Raw genomic sequence first — 17,082 nt, 5'->3', positions numbered from 1 at the left:
GCGGAGCGCGCTTTGTGGCGATCAATGCGCGGGCGCTGCGACCGGGTCGAGCAGGGTGCGGCCGCCGTCGAGGGTCAGGATCTGGCCGGTCATGAAGCCCGAGGCATCGGAGGCCAGGAATTGCGCGGTCTCGGCCAGTTCGGTCGGCGCGGCGATGCGGGACAGCGGCGTGTGTTTCTCGATGTCCTCGCGAAAGGCGCGGTTGTCCTTGAGGGTGGACTGGAGCGACGCGCTCATGACCGAGCCGAAGGCAATCGCGTTGACGCGGATGCGCTTGGTCGCGAGCGATACGGCAAGCGACCGCGTCATCTGGTCCAGCGCCGAGGTGGATACGGAATAGGCCATCAGATCGGGATGGGTCCGGCGCGCCGCGATGGAGGACAGGTTGATGATCGACCCGCCCGGAGCCTCGTCTCCGTTTGCTGCCTGCTTGATCATCCGTTTCGCGACCAGCTGGCTGAGCCGCAGGGCCGGCAAAAGATTCTGGTTCAGCAGGATACGCACCGAGTCGTCCTCGAGATCCAATGGATCGGACGGAATGACCTGCCTTGCACCGTTCACCAGTATGTCCACCTGATCGAAGGCGTCGATGGTTGCAGAGAGCAGATTGGCGATGGTCAGCTTTTCGCGCAGATCGCCGGCGAAATACCGGACATTCCCGTCTTCGACCTGATCTCCCAATTCATCGACCAGCCGTTTCTCGTCCATGTCGACGAACATGACATTGGCCCCGGCATCCGCAAAATGCCGGCCGATGGCCAACCCGATGCCATTGGCGCCCCCGGTGACGATCGCGGTCTTGCCTGCGATGGAAAAGGACATGTGTTTCCTCCTGATTTGCGGCGCAGGTTAGCCGGGATCACCGGCGGGGGCGAGAGGCGTGAAACACCTTGAACCGATTGTCTCCGGCGACCTCTTCGACGGCACCGAAAGCTTCCGACAAGGCGGTTTCATAGGGCAGGTGGCGGTTGGCGACCATCCAGAGCTGGCCGGCCCTGGTGAGGTTGCGCGCGGCGGCAGCAATGAATCCCTGGCCCAGACCGGGATCGGCGCTGCGCGAGGTGTGGAAGGGCGGGTTCATGACCACCGTGTCCACGGGTTCTGGCGCTTTCCAGGTCAGAGCGTCGGCCCAGTGGAAGTGCGCGCGCGGGTCCTGAACGTTGAACCGGGCGCAACTCAGGGCGGTATGATCCGCCTCGACAAGATGCAGGGTTTCGATTCGCGCGTTCGACTGGAGACGGGCCGACAGGAAGCCCCAACCGGCGCCGAGATCGGCGACGCTGCGGCCAAGCTTGTCGGGAAGTGCGGTCAGCAGCAGTTCCGAGGCCGGATCGATGCCGTCGGCGGAAAAGACGCCGGGCGCAGTCCGGAAACCGTCCACCTGCTGCCGCTCCGGCGCGGCCCAGTCGGCGAAGGCGGCGGCGTCCGATTCGAACCAGAAGATCTTGCCATGCGCCTTCGCGATCGGTCCCTCGACCGAGACGCGCTTGCGGATGTCCCTCAGCAGACTGTCCACGCCATCGGTCTTGGCGCCGTCCACCACGACCGTGCCCGAGGCCCGGGCACAGGCCTGTTGAACCAGCGCGCGGGCGAGCGCCTTGGCACGCGGCAGAAACACGATCGCATCATGGCACGGCTTGTCGGATGCCGCCGTCACGGAGAAGCCCTGCGCCGCGAAGTGATCGTGAAAGGGTTTGAACGGCTGCACCACCTCGGCCGTGCGCGGCAGCGCCGACAGGTCGTGATCGGTTCCCGGCAGCAGAACCGAAAGCGGCTCGGACAGTTCAAGGCCGCTTTCCAATGCGAGGCTCAGGCGAGGGGACATCGGGTGTTCCAGATATTCAGCAAAGCTCGGGACGGTCTCTTTGGCGCGCGTCGCGGTCCGGGATGAAGCGGCAAGCGCCTCAATCCTCCCTTTCCATGGTGCATTGCAGGGGGTGCTGGTGGCGGCGGGCGAAATCCATCACCTGGCCGACCTTGGTCTCGGCGATCTCGTGGCTGAACACGCCCACCACGGCTACGCCTTTCTTGTGGACGGTCAGCATGATCTCGAACGCCTGCGCGTGGTTCATGCCGAAGAACCGTTCCAGCACGTGCACCACGAACTCCATCGGTGTGTAGTCGTCATTCAACAGCAGAACCTTGTAGAGCGGCGGGCGCTTCGTCTTCGGACGTGTCTGCACGAGGACCGAGGTCTTGTCATCCTCGTCCGGGTTGTCCGACATCATCAGGGGTTCTAAGACCATTTTGCGCGATAGTCCGTTTCAGGGTTCGGTTTGTGACGGCGCTTATATAACCTTAGCGCATCGGGTGAAAAGAGAAAGCGGGCGATATCGGGATGGGACAAATGCTCACGACCGTCGGTTTCGATGCCGACGACACGCTCTGGCACAACGAACGCTTCTTCCAACTGACCCAGGCGCATTTCGCGGATCTGCTGGCGGACCACGCCGAAAAGGATCACCTGATGGAGCGTCTGCTGGCGGCCGAGAAGCGCAACATCCGGCACTATGGATACGGGATCAAGGGGTTCACGCTGTCGATGATCGAAACCGCGATCGAGGTGACGCAGGACCGCGTGCCGGCTTCGGTGATCCGGCGACTGATCGAGGCCGGGCAGGAGATGCTGGCCCATCCGATCGAGTTGTTGCCGCATGCGCGCGAGGCGGTCGAGGCAGTGGCGGCCACCCATCGGATCGTCCTTGTCACGAAGGGTGACCTGATCGATCAGGAGCGCAAACTGGCACAATCGGGCCTGGGGGAGGTGTTCTCCGCTGTCGAGATCGTGTCCGAGAAAACGCCCGATGTTTATGCTTCGGTTTTCGCCCGTTACGGCGATGGCGCGGAGCGGGCCATGATGGTGGGAAACTCGATGCGCTCGGATGTCGTGGCCGCGATCCAGGCCGGCAGTTGGGGAGTTTACGTGCCGCACGGGCTGGTCTGGGAAGTCGAGCACGCCGAAGCGCCAGTGGACAGTCGGCGCTATCGCGAGTTGCCGGATCTGGGCGGGTTGGCGGATCTGGTTCGGTCCCTGTCGTGACGGCATCTGTTGCAGTTGCGCGCCACAATCCAGAAATCCTACCGGGCTGCGCCGTTTTTTGGCCATTTTCCTTGGTCTAGCGTCACGCGCACACCGGCGATCAAGATATTGTGGTGTTCAAGGCAAAGTTTGATGGTCCGCCAAGGCAGCTTCCGGTTTCTTTTGTCGCGGCACTATGCTACGGTTCTCCTAATAAATTTGATCAAGCCGACCGGGAAAACCCGGCGGCGCGAGGCAGACAGAGGCAAAGATCGTGCAGGTTCGGCGGACAGTTCCGGCCCGTGTGGGCCTATACCTATTAACTTTCCTGTGGCTTTTCGTTTGGATGCCGCTGGCCGTGGCAGCGGCGCCCTACGCGGCGATGGTGATCGATGCGCGCACGGGCGAAGTTTTGCATTCCCATAACGCCGACACCCGGCTGCACCCGGCGTCGCTTACCAAGATGATGACGCTCTACATCGCCTTCGAGGCGGTGCGGAACGGCGAGATCACTCTGGATACGCCGGTGCGCATCACGCAACATGCGGCTTCCGAACCGCCATCCAAACTGGGTCTGAGAACAGGCCAGACGATCGCGTTCCGCTATCTGATCCGCGCGGCGGCAGTGAAATCGGCCAATGACGCCGCCACCGCAATAGGTATCGCCATCAGCGGATCCGAGGCCGCGTTCGCCCGCCGGATGACGCGGACTGCGCGCGCCATGGGCATGACACGCACCACGTTCAAGAACGCGCACGGCTTGACGGAAGAGGGGCATCTGTCCTCGGCGCGGGACATGACGACGCTGGGACGGCACCTTCTTTATGACTATCCGCAGTACTACAACCTGTTCTCGCGGCAATCGACCCATGCCGGGATCAAGACGGTTCCAAACACCAACCGCCGTCTGCTGGAGGCCTACAAGGGCGCGGACGGCATCAAGACCGGTTACACCCGCGCAGCCGGATTCAACCTGGTGGCCTCGGCCAAGCGCGGCGACGAGCGCATCATCGCGACCGTCTTCGGCGGCAAGTCCGGCGCTTCGCGCAATGCCAAGGTAGCCGAACTTCTGGATCTCGGGTTCCGCAAGGCACCGTCACGGGCCCCGATCCGCAGGCCCGACCGGCCGCTATACGCAGGCAACACGGGTATCGAGGGTGCGACGTCCGACGCAACGCAACTGGCTGCAGCCCCCGAGCGGAGCCTGCGCCCGATCCTGCGGCCGGGCGCCGGAGCGACGGTTCAGGTCGCCAGCGCCGTCGTCGAAACCGCCGCAGAGAACGGCACGCGCATCCAGGCCGGCATCGAAGCGGCGATCGCCGCCGCTGACGTGACGCCGACCGCGCCGCCGGTAGAATCCGCCGACACCCGCCCCGCCTTGCGCCCGGAAAACCTGGTGCTCGCATCGGTTGAGACCGCCGCCCAGCCCGAACCGCAGGCGAAGCCGGAACCCGAACAGGAGGTCGTTACGCGACTATCCACCTCGGGCGGGCATCTGTGGGGAATCAACGTCGGCCGCTACACGTCCCGGTACGAAGCCGAAAAGATCCTGCTGAGAACCGCGCTGGCGGAAATGACCACGCTGGACGGAACGCTGCGCAAGGTGAACCAGAGTTCGCGCGGCTACGAAGCGACGTTCCAGGGCATGACCCGCGAACAGGCCGACCTGGCCTGCCGCCGCCTCATCGCGCGGAACGTGACCTGTTTCATGATCGGGCCCTCCTGAGGCCCGGCACACACTCACGGACTTGCTGGCCGCGCCTCCAAAGCGCGGCCTTTCTTTTCGGTCCTCGAAATCAACCGAAACAATTCCGTCGGTCCCTGATCGCGAATGTCGAAGGGCCCCTTGGCCTCGCGGACAAACCGAACCGGCAGGGCCGCGTCGGTCGCCGCCGAAATCAGGATCTCGCCGGGATTGCAATGCTCCTCGATCCGCGAGGCCAGGTTGATCGTGTTTCCCCAGACGTCATAGGCGAATTTGGTGCGGCCGATGACCCCTGCGACCATGGGGCCCGACGCGATCGCGATGCGGAACCGCAGCTTCGGCAGGGTCGCTGAGTCCCAATTTTCGGCTTCTGCCATCAGGTCGAGGGCGAAATCCGCAACCCGTTCCGCGTGTTCGGGCATTTCGTCCGGCGCACCGCAGACGGCGAAATAAGCGTCACCGATCGTCTTGATCTTTTCCAGCTTCCTGTTGCCGCACAGCTTGTCGATCCGGCTGAAGATCCGGTTGAGCTCGGCGACGACCTCGTCCGGCGGTGTGCGCAGCGCCCATCCGGTGAAACCGACGATATCGGCAAAGACAGCCGTCGCACCGGGAATGTCCTGCGCGATGACCTTGCGGCGGTCCGCCTTCAACTGTGGCACGACCGAGCCCGGCAGGATCGCATGCAACAGCCTGTCGCTGCGCCGTCGTTCCGCGTCGAGTTCGCTTTCGGTTACCTGGATCAGCCAGCGGAAAAACACGGCAACGACGCAGGACAGGAATATCGCGCCGAAGGAATTGACGAGAAATATCCAAATCTGGACGCGTTGGGGCAGCGAGGTGATGCTGCCGGATTGGACGCTCAAACTCACCAACACGAAAAGCACACCGACGGCCACAGCTATCGGCCACACCGAAAACCGGTCGTTTTCGCCCATCAAAAGCGCCAGCACGAACGGCACGATCAGAAGATAACTCAGGGAACCGGATTCCGGACCGAGCATCCACGAGATCACGCCCAGGTGGAACAAGGCGACGCTGACGAGGTACCACATCGCGAAGGTCGCGCGCCCGAGTCGGGTGAAATACAGAACCGAAGTGTAGAGCAAGGCCATCAACGGAAGGAACGCGATCTCCCGCCAAAAATGGCGCCAGTCGTAGACCGCGTAGAAGGAACAGTAGAGCAGCGAGATCAACGCGGCGAGCACGGCAACCGCATTGAGGATCCGCAAGCGCCGATCCTGCGCGAAATCCCGGTTTCGGACGCCAAGATCCAGAAGCCGGCGCCCGCCTTGAACAAGCCGCGACATCTTTGCCCCCAGTTCAGGAAGTCAGATTACCACATGTCGCGGCCGCGTTCCGAAATCGGCGGCGTTCGATCCTGCAAGTCCCTGCTCGGGCGCCGGAATTCGCTTCCTCAGCGCAAGAACTGCGTGACTTCGATCCCGCCGTCGATCAGATGCTTGCGAACCGACCCGGCAATCTGCACCGCAGTGGGCCCATCGCCATGCAGGCAGATCGTATCGATGGATGTTTCCAGCCGCTTGCCGCTTTCGGTGATGATCGCCCCCTCGCGGACCATGTTCAGGATGCGGGGGCCAGCGACTTCGGGATCGTGGATCACCGCGCCAGGCAGGGACCGGTCGACGAGCGTGCCGTCGTCATTGTAGGCGCGGTCGGCGAAAATCTCGCCCACCCATCTGCAACCCAAATCGCGCACTGCTTCTTCCTGCTTGGTCACCGCCAGCACCATGATGATGATGTCCGGATCCACGTCCAGCGCGCCCTGATAGCAGGCCCGCGCCATGCCGATATCGGCCGAGCACATGTTGGCGAGCGCCCCGTGCAGCTTGAGGTGACGGACCTTGGTGCCGACGGCGGCGGCCATACCTCGCGCCGCGCCAAGCTGATAGCGAACAAGGTTGCGCAGGCTGTCATGCGGCACCTTCATGTTGCGCCGGCCAAACCCTTGCAGGTCCGGGAAACCGGGATGCGCGCCGATGCCCACACCGTTTTCCGCCGCCAGCGCCATTGTCTGCGCCATCACGTCCGGATCGCCCGCATGGAACCCGCAGGCGATATTGGCCGAGGTGATGATCTTCAACAGGCTTGCGTCGTCGCCCATCTTCCAGGGACCAAAGCTTTCGCCCATATCGGCGTTCAGATCGACACGGCTCATCTGTGAAACTCCTCAGTCTTGGGCGGAGACCACTCCGCTGATCAATTGGTAGGACAGCAGGTCCGGAATGTCATGGGGCGCGCGCACCAGCGGCTCGACGCGCCGCCGCAGGCTGGCGAGGTCTTGGACGAAGGCCTCCTGAAGGGCGGTCCCCAGGTCGAGGGTGACGAACTGGAACCTGATCGCGCCCCCAGCCGGAGTTTGGGCGGCACGGGGCAGGTCGCAGGGCAGGACGGTGGCGATGCGGGGATAGCCGCCGGTCGTCTGGCACTCGGGCAGGAGGATGAAGGGGCTCCCGGTACCCGTCATCTGGATATCGCCGGGGGTGATGACTTCGGACAGGATGTTGAGCTGCCCCCTGGCCGCGAATCCCGCGCCGTCGCTTTCCAGTTGCATTCCCATCCGGTTGGCGCGCGGTCCGCGCCTGAATTCCGTTCGGGTGAACCGGTCCAGGGTGGCCTGGTCGAAAAGCGAGGTTTGAAAACTGGCGACGATGCGCAGCACACCGCCGGAGAACCGATCGGCCGGCACGAGTTTCCTGCCCGCCTCTCCCTTGTCGGGGCCGTTGGGCAGGGTGTCGCCAGCTTCGACCGCGCGCCCCACCTTTGCCGTCAGATGCACCGAGCGCGAACCGAGGAACGGGTCGGTTGCGATCCCGCCGCCAAGGTGCAGGTAGCCATAGGCACCCTTCAACACCGCGCCGATGGTCAGCCGCTGCCCTTTGGCCAGTCGATGCGAGGCGTTCCAGACCACCGCGCCGCCGTCGATGCTGGCCTGCATCGGCGCGCCGGTCAGGGCGATGCGGATGTCGCCGGCAGCCTCGAACTCACCGCCCATTCCCGCCATTTCCAGCGCGGCCAGATCCGGGTCTTGGCCAAGCAGCGCCGCCCCCTCGTGCAGCGCCAGCAGGTCGGCGGCGCCCGAGCGGGACAGGCCCTGATCCAGATAACCTTGGCGGCCCTGATCCTGGATCGTGCAGGCGGGGCCGATGCGGCGGACGATCAGGCTCATGCCGGGATCTCCTCGCACGTCGCGCCGCCAGTTCCGTCTTCGATTGCCGCTCGGATCCTTTTCAACTCGGCTTGGGTGACCGGCTCGAACAGCATTTCGTCGCCGGGGTTCAGGGCAAAGCTCTGTTCCATTTCCGGGCGGAAGCAGCGAAAGGCGGTCTGGCCGACATGGCGCCAGCCGGTAGGCGTCGGGCCGGAAAACAGAACGAATTGCGATATCGCCAGCACCAGCGCACCTTCGGGCACCATCGGGGTCAATTCCTGCAAGCGGGGAATGTTGAACTCGGGCCCCAGCGGGCCGAGATAGGGTTGGCCCGGGGCAAAACCGATGGTCAGAACGCGCACGCGGGTCCGGCTGAGGCGCTTGATCGCCTCGTCTGTCGAAAGCCCCGCGGCCGCGGCGGCCTCGTCCAGTTGCGGGGCCAGATCGGTGCCATAGACCGTCGGCACGCGCCACAGCTTGCGACCCGGAGGCAGCGCCTCGGCGTACCAGTCGCGCGCGGCCAGAAGTTCCCGCAGGCGGGTCTCGATTTCACCGTGCGGCAGTCGGGCCGCATCGAAGCGCACATAGGCCGAAGCCAGCGAGGTCGAGGTTTCCAGAACGCCGTCCCAACCCGCGTCCTGCAGCGCCCCACGAAAGGCCAGCGCCGCCCGGTTGGACGGTTCGGTCATCGTGTCGGCGAAAGTCACGAGCATTCCGTCCAGACCGACATTGCGCACCATGGGGAAGGGTTCAGCGTGGGTCATAGAGCCTCCGCAACAGGGTCGGGGTCAGATACATCGGGAACTGGTAGCAGCCAAGGAAGATCAGCAGGGGATCGGTCGTCTCGGGCGGCAGCGCCACAAAGAACAGTGCGAAATTGCGGTTGCCGGCAACGATCGCGGTGGGCACCGCATCCTTGCGGCCACGCGCGCGCAAAACGGCAAAGGCGAGCAGTTGCATCCCGAAATTGACGCCGAACGCGGCGGCGAGCCAGAAGGCCAGCTCGAACGGATCGCGTTCGAAGGCAGGACGGATGGCGGACATCAATCCGATGACGATGATGGCCAGCGCGATCACGGTCAGGCCGTCCGTGGCGCGGCGGCCGCGGTCGGTGAGCGTTGGAAAGCCCCAGTGGCGCAAGGCGAACCCCAATGCCGCGGCGGCCAGGATCACGGCAAGCAGTCGCGCGGCGGCCTGAAGGACCGAGGCAAGCGCGCCGAATTGCGGCAGCAGGGCGAAGACGGGGATGCAGGTCAGCGGCAGCACCGCGGTGCCAAGGATCAGCAGGCGCAGGGCCGGGGCGGGGTCATGCCCCAGCAGGATCGCGAAATTTGCCGCGCCGGTAACGGAAGGCGCCGCCAGCATCAGCGCGACCGCAAGGGCAAGCGGCGACAGCGGCAGGCCGATCAAAGCCAGCAGCGCCAGAAAGATCAGCGGCAGGGCGAGTTGCAGAACCAGCGCGGCGGTGGCGGTGCGACGTAGCGCATCGAGGCTTTCGATCGTATCCCGCGGACCGATCCGGAACGCGGTGAGGAACAGCAGAAACGCCACCATTTCGGGGATCCAATACCGCAGAACACCGGCAAGACCGGGCAGGGCGATACCGGCCACGAGGCCGGCAATCAGCCCGAGCTTGCCGTGGCGGGCGACGAATGTGAGCAGAGACAGGATCATCGAACAGCGAGGAGGGGCGGAAGGGTACTGGCCCGCGTCGGGGCCAGTACCGGTCTCAGTTCCCGGGGTTCACCCGCCCGGCCTCTGCCGGATGTTCTCCGGCAACCAGGTGGCGAGTTCGGGGAAGGCGATCAGAACGAACACCATCAGCACCATGATCAGGAACATCGGGATGGCCGCTCGGGCGATGAAGGTCATCTCGTGATGGGTCATGCCCTGCAGCACGAACAGGTTGAAGCCGATCGGCGGCGTGATCTGCGCCATCTCGACCACCACCACGATGAAGATGCCGAACCAGATGATGTCGATGCCGGCCTGACGGATCATCGGCTCGACCACCGCCATCGTCAGGACGACCGAAGAAATGCCGTCAAGGAAACAGCCCAGCACGATGTAGAAGACCAAGAGCGCCATCAGCAGTTCCAGCCGTGACAGCTCGAGGCTGGCGATCAGGTCGGCCAGTCCGCGCGGCAGGCCGGTGAACCCCATCGAAAGTGAAAGGAACGAAGCGCCCGCTAGGATCAGCGCGATCATCGCCGAGGTGCGGACCGCCCCCATCAGGCTGTCGGTGAAAGTGGCCCAGGTCAGCGATCCTTGCGACGCCGCCAGAACCAGCCCGCCGATCACGCCGAAGGCCGCTGCCTCGGTTGCGGTCGCGACGCCCATGTACATCGAGCCGATCACGACCAGGATCAGGCAGATGACCGGGATCAAAAAGCGCGAGTTCCTGAGTTTCTCGGCCAGCGTCATCTTCGGTTCGGGCAGCGGATCGAAGGACTTGGACGCGAAGGATACGACCGCCACGTAGGTCATGAACATCAGCGCCAGCACCAGGCCGGGAAAGACGCCGGCCATGAACAGCTTGGTGATCGATTCGTTGATGGTCACGCCATAGACGATCAGCGTCAGGGAAGGCGGGATCATCAGGCCCAGCGTCGCCGCCCCGGCCAGCGTCCCGATGACCATGGTCTCCGGGTATTTGCGCTTGCGGAGTTCCGGGATCGACATCTTGCCGACCGTGGTCAGAGTCGCCGCCGACGAGCCGGATACGGCGGCAAAGACCGTGCAGCCGACGATGTTGGTATGCACCAGACCGCCCGGAAGGCGCGCCATCCAGGGCGAGAGTCCGCGGAACATGTCCTCGGACAATCGCGTTCGGTAGAGTATTTCGCCCATCCAGATGAACAGGGGCAAGGCGGTCAGCGTCCAGGACGAGGACGAGGTCCATACCTTGGTGATCATCGCGTCGCCCGCAGGTCGAGTGGTGAAAAGGTCCATGCCCACATAGGCCACGCCCATCAGCGCAAGCCCGACCCATACGCCCGAGCCGAGCAGCATGAACAGGACGAAAAGAAAGATTCCGATCGGCAGGAGTTGTTCCATCCTCGCTACTCCGCGTGGCTCTGGTCGACCAGGTCCGAGCGGATGCCGTGATCGCCAAGGAAAACAAGACGGGCCAGATGGTCCCAGAAGGCGATGGCCAGCAGGATCGCACCGATCGCCATGGACAGCTGCGGGATCCAGACCGGGGTTGCATCAAGACCCTGGCTCAGTTCTTCCCAGCGCCACGAGACATAGGTGCCCTTGACTGCATACCAGGCGAACCAGGTGGTGATGACGCTGCCAATGGCAAAGCACCACAACTCGCCCCACCAGCGTTTGCTCCCGAGCGCCGACAGAACCAGCGACACCCGGATATGCGCGCCGTGATTGAGCGCGTAGGCGAAGGCGAAAAACGAGGCACCGGCCATGCAGTAACCGGCATAGTCGGTGGCCCCGGGGAATACCTGCCCTGTCCAGCGTGCCAGCATCTGCAGCACGATCAAGGCCAGGATGGCGATCAGGAACAAGGACGCAATCACGCCGCCGGTCAGGTAAAGAAAGTCGAGAAGGCGCCGGAGCGCGCGGGCTGCCGCCATGTCATGACTCCGTTCGTGGTTGGGAAGAACCGGGTTGGGGTCGAGGCGGGCCGGGTCGTTTTTGCCGGCCCGCGCCCGCGTCACTGGTTCTTGTACGTATCGACGATGGCGCTGCCTTCGTCGCCGGCCGTTTCAAGCCATTCCTGGGTCATGGTTTCGCCGATCGCCTGCAGTTCGCCGACCAGCTGATCGCCCGCGCGGGTGACGGTCATGCCGCCTTCCTTGAGGCCGTCCAGAGTGAACTGCGTGTATTCCTTGGATCGGGTCAGCCCTTCTTCCGCCGCCTTGGCGGCGCAGTCGGTCATCACGCCCTTGGCCGCATCATCAAGCCCGTTCCAGGCGTCCATGTTCACGAACACGGCGTTGCGCGGCAGCCAGGCATCGACTTCGTAGAAATGGGTCAGGTGCTCCCATACCTTTCGGTCATAGCCGGTCGCGCCCGACGAGATGAAGCTTTCGGCCACGCCGGTCGCAAGCGCCTGCGACAGTTCCGCCGCCTCGACCTGGACCGGCAACATGCCGGTCAGTTCGGCCATGCGGGCGGTCGCCGTGGAATAGGAGCGAAACTTGATCCCCTTGAGGTCTTCGACCGAATTCACCTCTTTGTTGAAATACAGACCCTGCGGCGGCCATGGCACCGAGTAGAGGTAGTGCAGGTTGTCCTCTTTCAGCGCCTTCTTCACGGCGGGTTGAGCGATCTTCCAGAGGGCTTCATGTTCGTCGAAGGACGAGACCAGGAAGGGGATGGAATCGACGCCGTAGATCGGGTTCTCGTTCTGATGCGCCGACAGCAGCCGCTCGCCAATATTGGTCTGGCCGGTCTGAACGGCGCGCATGATCTCGTTGCCTGCGAACAGCGAACCCGAAGGATGTGTGACGATTTCGATTGCACCGCCGCTGCCCTCGGTCACGCAGTTGGCGAAGTTCGCGCCGACTTCGGAGTGGAAGTTGGTCGCCGCGTAGGCCATGGGCATGTCCCATTTCTCGGCCATCGCCGGCATTGCCGCCGTGGCGGTCAGCGCGGTTGCGGCCATCAGGTGTGTTAGCTTCTTCATCTTGTTCTCTCCCTTGTTGGTTGTTTCTGTTTACCAGATCTTATTGCCCGGCCTTCGTGTAGCGTGCCGGTGAATAGACGCTCAGGTCAATATTCGGCTGTTGGCCTGAGATGAGTTGGGCCAGAAGGCGCCCGGTTTTGGGGCCGCCCGTCAGGCCGATGTGATGATGGCCGAAGCCGGTATACGCGCCTTTGATGTGGGGCAGTTCTCCGATCACGGGAATTGAATCCGCCGGTGCGGGGCGGTGGCCCATCCATTCCGTGACCTCGGCCGCCTCGAGATTCGGGAAGACCGCCTTGGCACTCTTGCGCATCAGATCGATTGGGGCCTCCGATGCCCCGGCGTCGGTCCCGCCGAACTCGACCACGCCGGCCAGGCGCAGGCGGCCGTCCATTGGGGTGGCGACGAATTTGCGTGCCGCCACCATGACGGGCGATTTCGGCATGACCGACGGATTCCAGAACTCGACATGATATCCGCGTTCGGATTCGAGAGGCACGTTCAGCCCCAGTTTTCGGGCCAGCGGGCTGGACCAGGCACCGGCGGCGATCACCGCGGCGTCGCAGGCGATGTTCTGCCCCGCGGTCCGCACCGCCACGACCTGGCCGTTCTCGCGCACGATGTCCTCGGCATCGGCCCGGACGAGTTGTCCGCCGCGCGACTGGACATGGCCGGCCAGGTCTTTCACATACTGTCCCGGATCGGTGATGCGCCCGTGGTTCCTGAGCCGGGCCGCGAATCCCAGATCGGCGGCAAAGACCGGGTCGTAGTCGTGGAACGCCTGGCCTTCCAACTCGCCCCAGGTGAACCCGTGCTTGCGGCGCAACTCCCAGCCAAAGGCGTCGCCCTGGAAATGAGCGCGGTCGTTGTAGACATACAGGTAGTCCGAGGGCACGATCCACTTTTCCGCGCCGGTCCCTTCGGCCAGCGCCAGATGGTCCTGCAGGCTGTCGCCCACGATCGGCGCCAAGGCCGCGGCGGTGCGGCTGGCGCCCTGTGCATTCGCATTGCCGAGATACTTCACCAGCCAGGGCAACAGCCGAGGCAGATAGCCCCATTTGAGGAACAGTGGCTGATTGGGATCGAACAGCATCCTCGGCGCCTTGAGCAAAAGCCCGGGAACGGTGACCGGCACGATGGAGCACGAAGCCAGAATGCCGCCGTTGCCAAAGGACGTGCCTTCGGCGGGCCCCTTGCGATCGATCAGGATGACCTGATGCCCGTTGCGTTGCAGCCAGACTGCAGTGGACACACCGACGATCCCGGCGCCTATGATGGCTATGGTCTTTGGTCTTTCGGTCATTGCGTCACACGGGCGTCCGGCCACAGAAGCGATTCCTTGCGGGACAGGATGGCACACATTTGCAAAACGTCAACAAATTGTTGACAAGTTGCTAGCGAGTCATAGGATGGTCGCATGTCAAACTCCACGTTCGGCCCGGTCGTGTCCTCGGCCCATCTTGCTGAGGGAACCTTTCCGGAAGTGTCGGAATTCGAATTCGGCTTGATCATAGCCGGCCACGCCTTCGCTCGCTGGACCGTGCGGGCCATGGCCGCGTCGGGCTATTCGGGCCTGTCCTCGCTGGACGTGCTGGTGCTGCATACGGTTAGGCACCGCGACAAGCCCAAGAAACTGGCCGATATCTGCCTCGTCCTGAATGTCGAAGACACGCACACGGTCAATTACGCGATCAAGAAGCTGAGCAAGGCGGGACTGGTCAAAGAGGGCCGCCAGGGCAAGGAAAAGACCGTCGAGGCCACGACCGAGGGCGTGGCAGCCTGCACCCGGTACCGCGAGATCCGCGAGACACTGCTGCTCGACGCGATGCAGGAGATCGGCATCGAACCCGAACAGCTCGGCCGCGTCTCCAGCCTGCTGCGCCTTATGTCCGGCCAATACGATCAGGCCGCCCGCGCCGCCACCGCCTACTGAGACAGCGCGCCTCACGACGCCCTCCTCACGTTGTAATGGTCGAGCTTGCCGACATCGGGCCGCGCACCGAGGCCGGGTCCGTTCGGAACCACGACCTGCCCGTCCCGCACCTGGAAGGGCGTCTCGAGAATGTCTTCTTTCAGGTAATAGGTCGCCTGGTAGAATTCACAGCCCAAGGTGATCTCGGGCGTCGCCGCGATCATGTGGGTGCCGGCAAGATGCGCCAGCCCCGTTTCGAACATGTCACCGCCATAGGCCGTCATCCCGTTCGCCGCGGCCATACGGGCAACGGTCTGGCCGCGTGTCAGGCCGCCGGCTTTCATGATCTTGACGGAAACGCCATCGCAGATGCCCTCGCGGGCGGCGCGCACCATGTCCTCGGGGCCGAAAACGCTCTCGTCGGCCAGTAGAGGCACGTCGGTCACATTGCGCAGCCGCGCCATCACGTCGAAATGGTGATGGCGCACGGGTTGCTCGATGAAATCGGGTTTGAAACGGGCTACGTCCAGTACCTGCGGGATCGCCTGTTCGGGTTCCAGCCCCTGATTGTAGTCCACGCGCACGCGGAACTCTGGAAAATCCTGCGCGATGCGTTCCAGCCGCATGATGTCGAAGGCGTGATCCTTGAACCCGGTCTTGAGCTTGATCAGCCCGACCTTGTCCTCGCGAAGCCGCTGCATCAGCGCGATATCGGCGTCGAAGTCCGGATTGGCGATCGAGCAACTGAGCGGAATGGTGTCACGGCATTTGCCGCCGATCAGCGCCCAGACGGGCTGGCAGGTGATGTGCCCGGCAAGGTCAAGCAGCGCGCTTTCCAGTGCGGCCTTGGCCTCGGTGCAATGCGCCACCGCGCGGGCGGCGTCTGCCATGATCGCGGCACGGTTTCCGACCCTGCGGCCCTGAACCAATGGGCGCAGATAACGGTCCAGAGCTGCATAGCTTGCCTCGGGCGTGCCGGTGAAGACGGACCAGGGCGAGGCTTCTCCGAACCCCTGCGCGCCGCCCTCCGCCGTCAGCCGCAGAACGACGACTTCGCACGTACCTTCGACCCGGCCGATGCCGTGATCGCGTGCCGAGACGACCGGCAGGGCCAAGTGCCACAGGTCGAACCCGATGATGCATTGCCGCAAGTCCACGCCGTCCTCCCCAGAACTTGCCGGTCAGTGTGGGGATGGAATTGCATCACTTCAAATACGAATTCTTTCGAATAGCATCAGGAAAAATGATAATGGGCGATATGATCTCGTATTTCCGCCACTACCAGGCATTTCATGCCATCATCGAGACCGGCACCGTGACGCGCGCGGCGGAACAGTTGGGCGTATCCCAGCCTGCCGTTTCGAATCTGCTGGGCCAGTTGGAGCGCCATACCAAGCTCAAGCTCTTCGAGCGCAACAGGGGCAGATTGCTTCCCACGCCCGAAGCGAAGGTCCTGTTCGACGAGATCGACACCGTGGTTCGCGGCCTCGACCACGTGAACCAGGCGGTCGTGGACCTGCAGAACCAGAAGGCAGGTCAATTGCAGGTGGCTACCAGCCACGCGATGGCCTTTGGCTTCATGCCGGAACAGATTGCCCGGTTCGTGGCCGACAAGCCGAATCTCAGCATCGCCTTCCAGTCGCAATATTCCTCGAAGATCCAGGAATGGGTCGTCGCCGGCCTGTTCGAAATCGGGATATGCGAACCGCCGGTCCGGCATGATGGCCTGGAGCAGGTTCCTTTCTTCTTCGAGATACTCTGTGCCGTTCCCGACGACAGCCCGTTGACCCACCACGACGTGTTGACCCCAAGCCTGCTCGACGATGTGCCCTTCATTGTCATGGGCGCAGATCACATGGTGTACCGGCGCGCGCGCGAGGCGTTTCATCAGGAAGGGGCGAACATGCGCATCCGCTGCCATACCGATCTGTTCCGGAACGCGCTGAACCTCGTGAAGCAGGGGCTGGGCGTGGCGCTCGTCGATCCTTTCACGCTTTCAAGCGATGATCGCCGGGGCTACGTGTTGCGCCGGTTCGAGCCACGGATCCTGTTGGACGTGGTCATCGTCACGGTCCGCGGACGGCCGATTTCGGCCATCGGCAAGCAATTTCTCGATCAAGTCGCTGCGAGCATGGCGAAACTCGCTGTGCCCGGAATTGCCCAAAAGCCGTGAAGGTTGGGTGTCCGGGCGCATGTTCCTTCGTCAAACGTGGATTCGAGCCAGTTGAACGTGGGTTTGGGCTACCAAGCGACTCGCATGTTCGCCGACTCGGGCGACTGCGCTTGTGTGGTGTGCCTTGTAGCCAACAATATGTGGTGTGACGGACCTGTCTGGGCATTGTAAATGGTTCGGGGGCAACGCGGACAGTGCTGTTTCGGTGGCGGTGGAACTCGCTAGTTGTTCATGTAACATTTTGATAAAGCGACGATATTTCGATCTCTGCAAAAAATTCAGCCGGTTCGTGATTTTCCACTTGCGGAGGTCTTTCGTAAAGCCTAGAACGCCCCTCACCGGCGGCGCTGCGGTGTTGCTGGTAGGGTTGAGAGGCCTGGTGGACACGCTGGAGAGACGGCGGCATCTATGGTTTTGAGAGAGGCGGGGGCGCTGTTTGATGCGCGCTGGTCT

The 17,082-nt window shown here is 63.4% G+C and carries 17 protein-coding genes; 4 read left to right on the top strand and 13 right to left on the bottom strand.

The features are described from left to right. Positions 1 to 21: 21 nt before the first annotated feature. From FGK63_RS19795 to clpS, 3 genes are all read right to left on the bottom strand, one after another. Positions 22 to 822, bottom strand: coding sequence for an SDR family NAD(P)-dependent oxidoreductase (locus FGK63_RS19795; protein ID WP_138845549.1), 801 nt, complete (start codon positions 820 to 822; stop codon positions 22 to 24). Positions 823 to 859: 37 nt separating this feature from the next. Further along, positions 860 to 1,825 (bottom strand): class I SAM-dependent methyltransferase, encoded by a 966-nt coding sequence (locus FGK63_RS19790; RefSeq protein ID WP_138845547.1) that lies wholly within the window; start codon positions 1,823 to 1,825, stop codon positions 860 to 862. Positions 1,826 to 1,904: 79 nt separating this feature from the next. After that, positions 1,905 to 2,246 carry an ATP-dependent Clp protease adapter ClpS gene (gene clpS / locus FGK63_RS19785; RefSeq protein WP_138845545.1) on the bottom strand — a complete coding sequence of 114 codons (342 nt, stop codon included), beginning with the start codon at positions 2,244 to 2,246 and terminating at the stop codon, positions 1,905 to 1,907. A gap of 92 nt (positions 2,247 to 2,338) precedes the next feature. Between clpS and FGK63_RS19780 the strand changes: the two genes are divergently transcribed. Both FGK63_RS19780 and FGK63_RS19775 read left to right on the top strand, forming a co-directional pair. Then, a complete protein-coding gene (locus FGK63_RS19780) occupies positions 2,339 to 3,040 on the top strand; it encodes an HAD family hydrolase (RefSeq protein ID WP_138845543.1) in 702 nt (233 codons plus the stop codon). A gap of 253 nt (positions 3,041 to 3,293) precedes the next feature. Then, positions 3,294 to 4,745, top strand: a complete 1,452-nt coding sequence (locus FGK63_RS19775; RefSeq protein WP_425471884.1) for a D-alanyl-D-alanine carboxypeptidase family protein — start codon at positions 3,294 to 3,296, stop codon at positions 4,743 to 4,745. Positions 4,746 to 4,759: 14 nt separating this feature from the next. Here the strand turns inward: FGK63_RS19775 and FGK63_RS19770 are convergent, their stop codons facing one another. The 9 genes from FGK63_RS19770 to FGK63_RS19730 form a co-directional block, all read right to left on the bottom strand. Beyond that, complete coding sequence (locus tag FGK63_RS19770) at positions 4,760 to 6,034, bottom strand: adenylate/guanylate cyclase domain-containing protein (RefSeq protein WP_138845539.1); 1,275 nt, start codon at positions 6,032 to 6,034, stop codon at positions 4,760 to 4,762. 107 nt (positions 6,035 to 6,141) lie between these two features. Beyond that, complete coding sequence (locus tag FGK63_RS19765) at positions 6,142 to 6,903, bottom strand: LamB/YcsF family protein (protein ID WP_138845537.1); 762 nt, start codon at positions 6,901 to 6,903, stop codon at positions 6,142 to 6,144. 12 nt (positions 6,904 to 6,915) lie between these two features. Then, a complete protein-coding gene (locus FGK63_RS19760) occupies positions 6,916 to 7,914 on the bottom strand; it encodes a 5-oxoprolinase subunit C family protein (RefSeq protein ID WP_138845535.1) in 999 nt (332 codons plus the stop codon). After that, positions 7,911 to 8,660 (bottom strand): 5-oxoprolinase subunit B family protein, encoded by a 750-nt coding sequence (locus FGK63_RS19755; RefSeq protein ID WP_138845533.1) that lies wholly within the window; start codon positions 8,658 to 8,660, stop codon positions 7,911 to 7,913. The genes FGK63_RS19760 and FGK63_RS19755 overlap by 4 nt, the downstream gene beginning before the upstream one ends. Further along, positions 8,647 to 9,570, bottom strand: a complete 924-nt coding sequence (locus FGK63_RS19750; protein ID WP_342777340.1) for a hypothetical protein — start codon at positions 9,568 to 9,570, stop codon at positions 8,647 to 8,649. The genes FGK63_RS19755 and FGK63_RS19750 overlap by 14 nt, the downstream gene beginning before the upstream one ends. 69 nt (positions 9,571 to 9,639) lie before the next feature. Beyond that, the gene (locus FGK63_RS19745; protein ID WP_138845531.1) at positions 9,640 to 10,953 is read right to left on the bottom strand and encodes a TRAP transporter large permease; all 1,314 of its coding nucleotides are present in this window, start codon (positions 10,951 to 10,953) and stop codon (positions 9,640 to 9,642) included. Between the two features lie 5 nt (positions 10,954 to 10,958). Further along, positions 10,959 to 11,489, bottom strand: coding sequence for a TRAP transporter small permease (locus FGK63_RS19740; RefSeq protein WP_138845529.1), 531 nt, complete (start codon positions 11,487 to 11,489; stop codon positions 10,959 to 10,961). An 80-nt stretch (positions 11,490 to 11,569) separates the two neighbouring features. Further along, positions 11,570 to 12,544: a TRAP transporter substrate-binding protein gene (locus FGK63_RS19735; RefSeq protein ID WP_138845527.1), complete on the bottom strand. Its 975-nt coding sequence runs from the start codon at positions 12,542 to 12,544 to the stop codon at positions 11,570 to 11,572. 40 nt (positions 12,545 to 12,584) lie between these two features. Continuing rightward, positions 12,585 to 13,847: an NAD(P)/FAD-dependent oxidoreductase gene (locus tag FGK63_RS19730; protein WP_138845525.1), complete on the bottom strand. Its 1,263-nt coding sequence runs from the start codon at positions 13,845 to 13,847 to the stop codon at positions 12,585 to 12,587. A gap of 114 nt (positions 13,848 to 13,961) precedes the next feature. On the opposite strand from FGK63_RS19730, the gene FGK63_RS19725 reads away from it, so the two are divergent. Then, the gene (locus FGK63_RS19725; RefSeq protein ID WP_138845522.1) at positions 13,962 to 14,477 is read left to right on the top strand and encodes a winged helix DNA-binding protein; all 516 of its coding nucleotides are present in this window, start codon (positions 13,962 to 13,964) and stop codon (positions 14,475 to 14,477) included. 11 nt (positions 14,478 to 14,488) lie between these two features. On the opposite strand, the gene FGK63_RS19720 is transcribed toward FGK63_RS19725, so the two are convergent. Continuing rightward, positions 14,489 to 15,613 (bottom strand): enolase C-terminal domain-like protein, encoded by a 1,125-nt coding sequence (locus tag FGK63_RS19720; protein ID WP_138845520.1) that lies wholly within the window; start codon positions 15,611 to 15,613, stop codon positions 14,489 to 14,491. A 101-nt stretch (positions 15,614 to 15,714) separates the two neighbouring features. Between FGK63_RS19720 and FGK63_RS19715 the strand changes: the two genes are divergently transcribed. Then, entirely contained in the window at positions 15,715 to 16,629 is a 915-nt protein-coding gene (locus FGK63_RS19715; protein WP_138845669.1) for a LysR family transcriptional regulator, read from the top strand. Positions 16,630 to 17,082 lie beyond the last annotated feature (453 nt).

The sequence above is a fragment of the Ruegeria sediminis genome (assembly GCF_005938215.1).
Classification (GTDB): domain Bacteria; phylum Pseudomonadota; class Alphaproteobacteria; order Rhodobacterales; family Rhodobacteraceae; genus Ruegeria; species Ruegeria sediminis.
Note: the sequence above shows the minus strand (reverse complement) of the source record. Positions and strands in the feature narration are given on the sequence as shown.

Excerpts from the sequence above, each read along its gene's own strand:
- FGK63_RS19795 (WP_138845549.1), bottom strand. The coding sequence starts at position 822 with ATGTCCTTTTCCATCGCAGGCAAGACCGCGATCGTCACCGGGGGCGCC.
- FGK63_RS19790 (WP_138845547.1), bottom strand. The coding sequence starts at position 1,825 with ATGTCCCCTCGCCTGAGCCTCGCATTGGAAAGCGGCCTTGAACTGTCC.
- clpS (WP_138845545.1), bottom strand. The coding sequence starts at position 2,246 with ATGGTCTTAGAACCCCTGATGATGTCGGACAACCCGGACGAGGATGAC.
- FGK63_RS19780 (WP_138845543.1), top strand. The coding sequence starts at position 2,339 with ATGGGACAAATGCTCACGACCGTCGGTTTCGATGCCGACGACACGCTC.
- FGK63_RS19770 (WP_138845539.1), bottom strand. The coding sequence starts at position 6,034 with ATGTCGCGGCTTGTTCAAGGCGGGCGCCGGCTTCTGGATCTTGGCGTC.
- FGK63_RS19765 (WP_138845537.1), bottom strand. The coding sequence starts at position 6,903 with ATGAGCCGTGTCGATCTGAACGCCGATATGGGCGAAAGCTTTGGTCCC.
- FGK63_RS19760 (WP_138845535.1), bottom strand. The coding sequence starts at position 7,914 with ATGAGCCTGATCGTCCGCCGCATCGGCCCCGCCTGCACGATCCAGGAT.
- FGK63_RS19755 (WP_138845533.1), bottom strand. The coding sequence starts at position 8,660 with ATGACCCACGCTGAACCCTTCCCCATGGTGCGCAATGTCGGTCTGGAC.
- FGK63_RS19750 (WP_342777340.1), bottom strand. The coding sequence starts at position 9,570 with ATGATCCTGTCTCTGCTCACATTCGTCGCCCGCCACGGCAAGCTCGGG.
- FGK63_RS19745 (WP_138845531.1), bottom strand. The coding sequence starts at position 10,953 with ATGGAACAACTCCTGCCGATCGGAATCTTTCTTTTCGTCCTGTTCATG.
- FGK63_RS19740 (WP_138845529.1), bottom strand. The coding sequence starts at position 11,489 with ATGGCGGCAGCCCGCGCGCTCCGGCGCCTTCTCGACTTTCTTTACCTG.
- FGK63_RS19735 (WP_138845527.1), bottom strand. The coding sequence starts at position 12,544 with ATGAAGAAGCTAACACACCTGATGGCCGCAACCGCGCTGACCGCCACG.
- FGK63_RS19730 (WP_138845525.1), bottom strand. The coding sequence starts at position 13,847 with ATGACCGAAAGACCAAAGACCATAGCCATCATAGGCGCCGGGATCGTC.
- FGK63_RS19725 (WP_138845522.1), top strand. The coding sequence starts at position 13,962 with ATGTCAAACTCCACGTTCGGCCCGGTCGTGTCCTCGGCCCATCTTGCT.
- FGK63_RS19715 (WP_138845669.1), top strand. The coding sequence starts at position 15,715 with ATGATCTCGTATTTCCGCCACTACCAGGCATTTCATGCCATCATCGAG.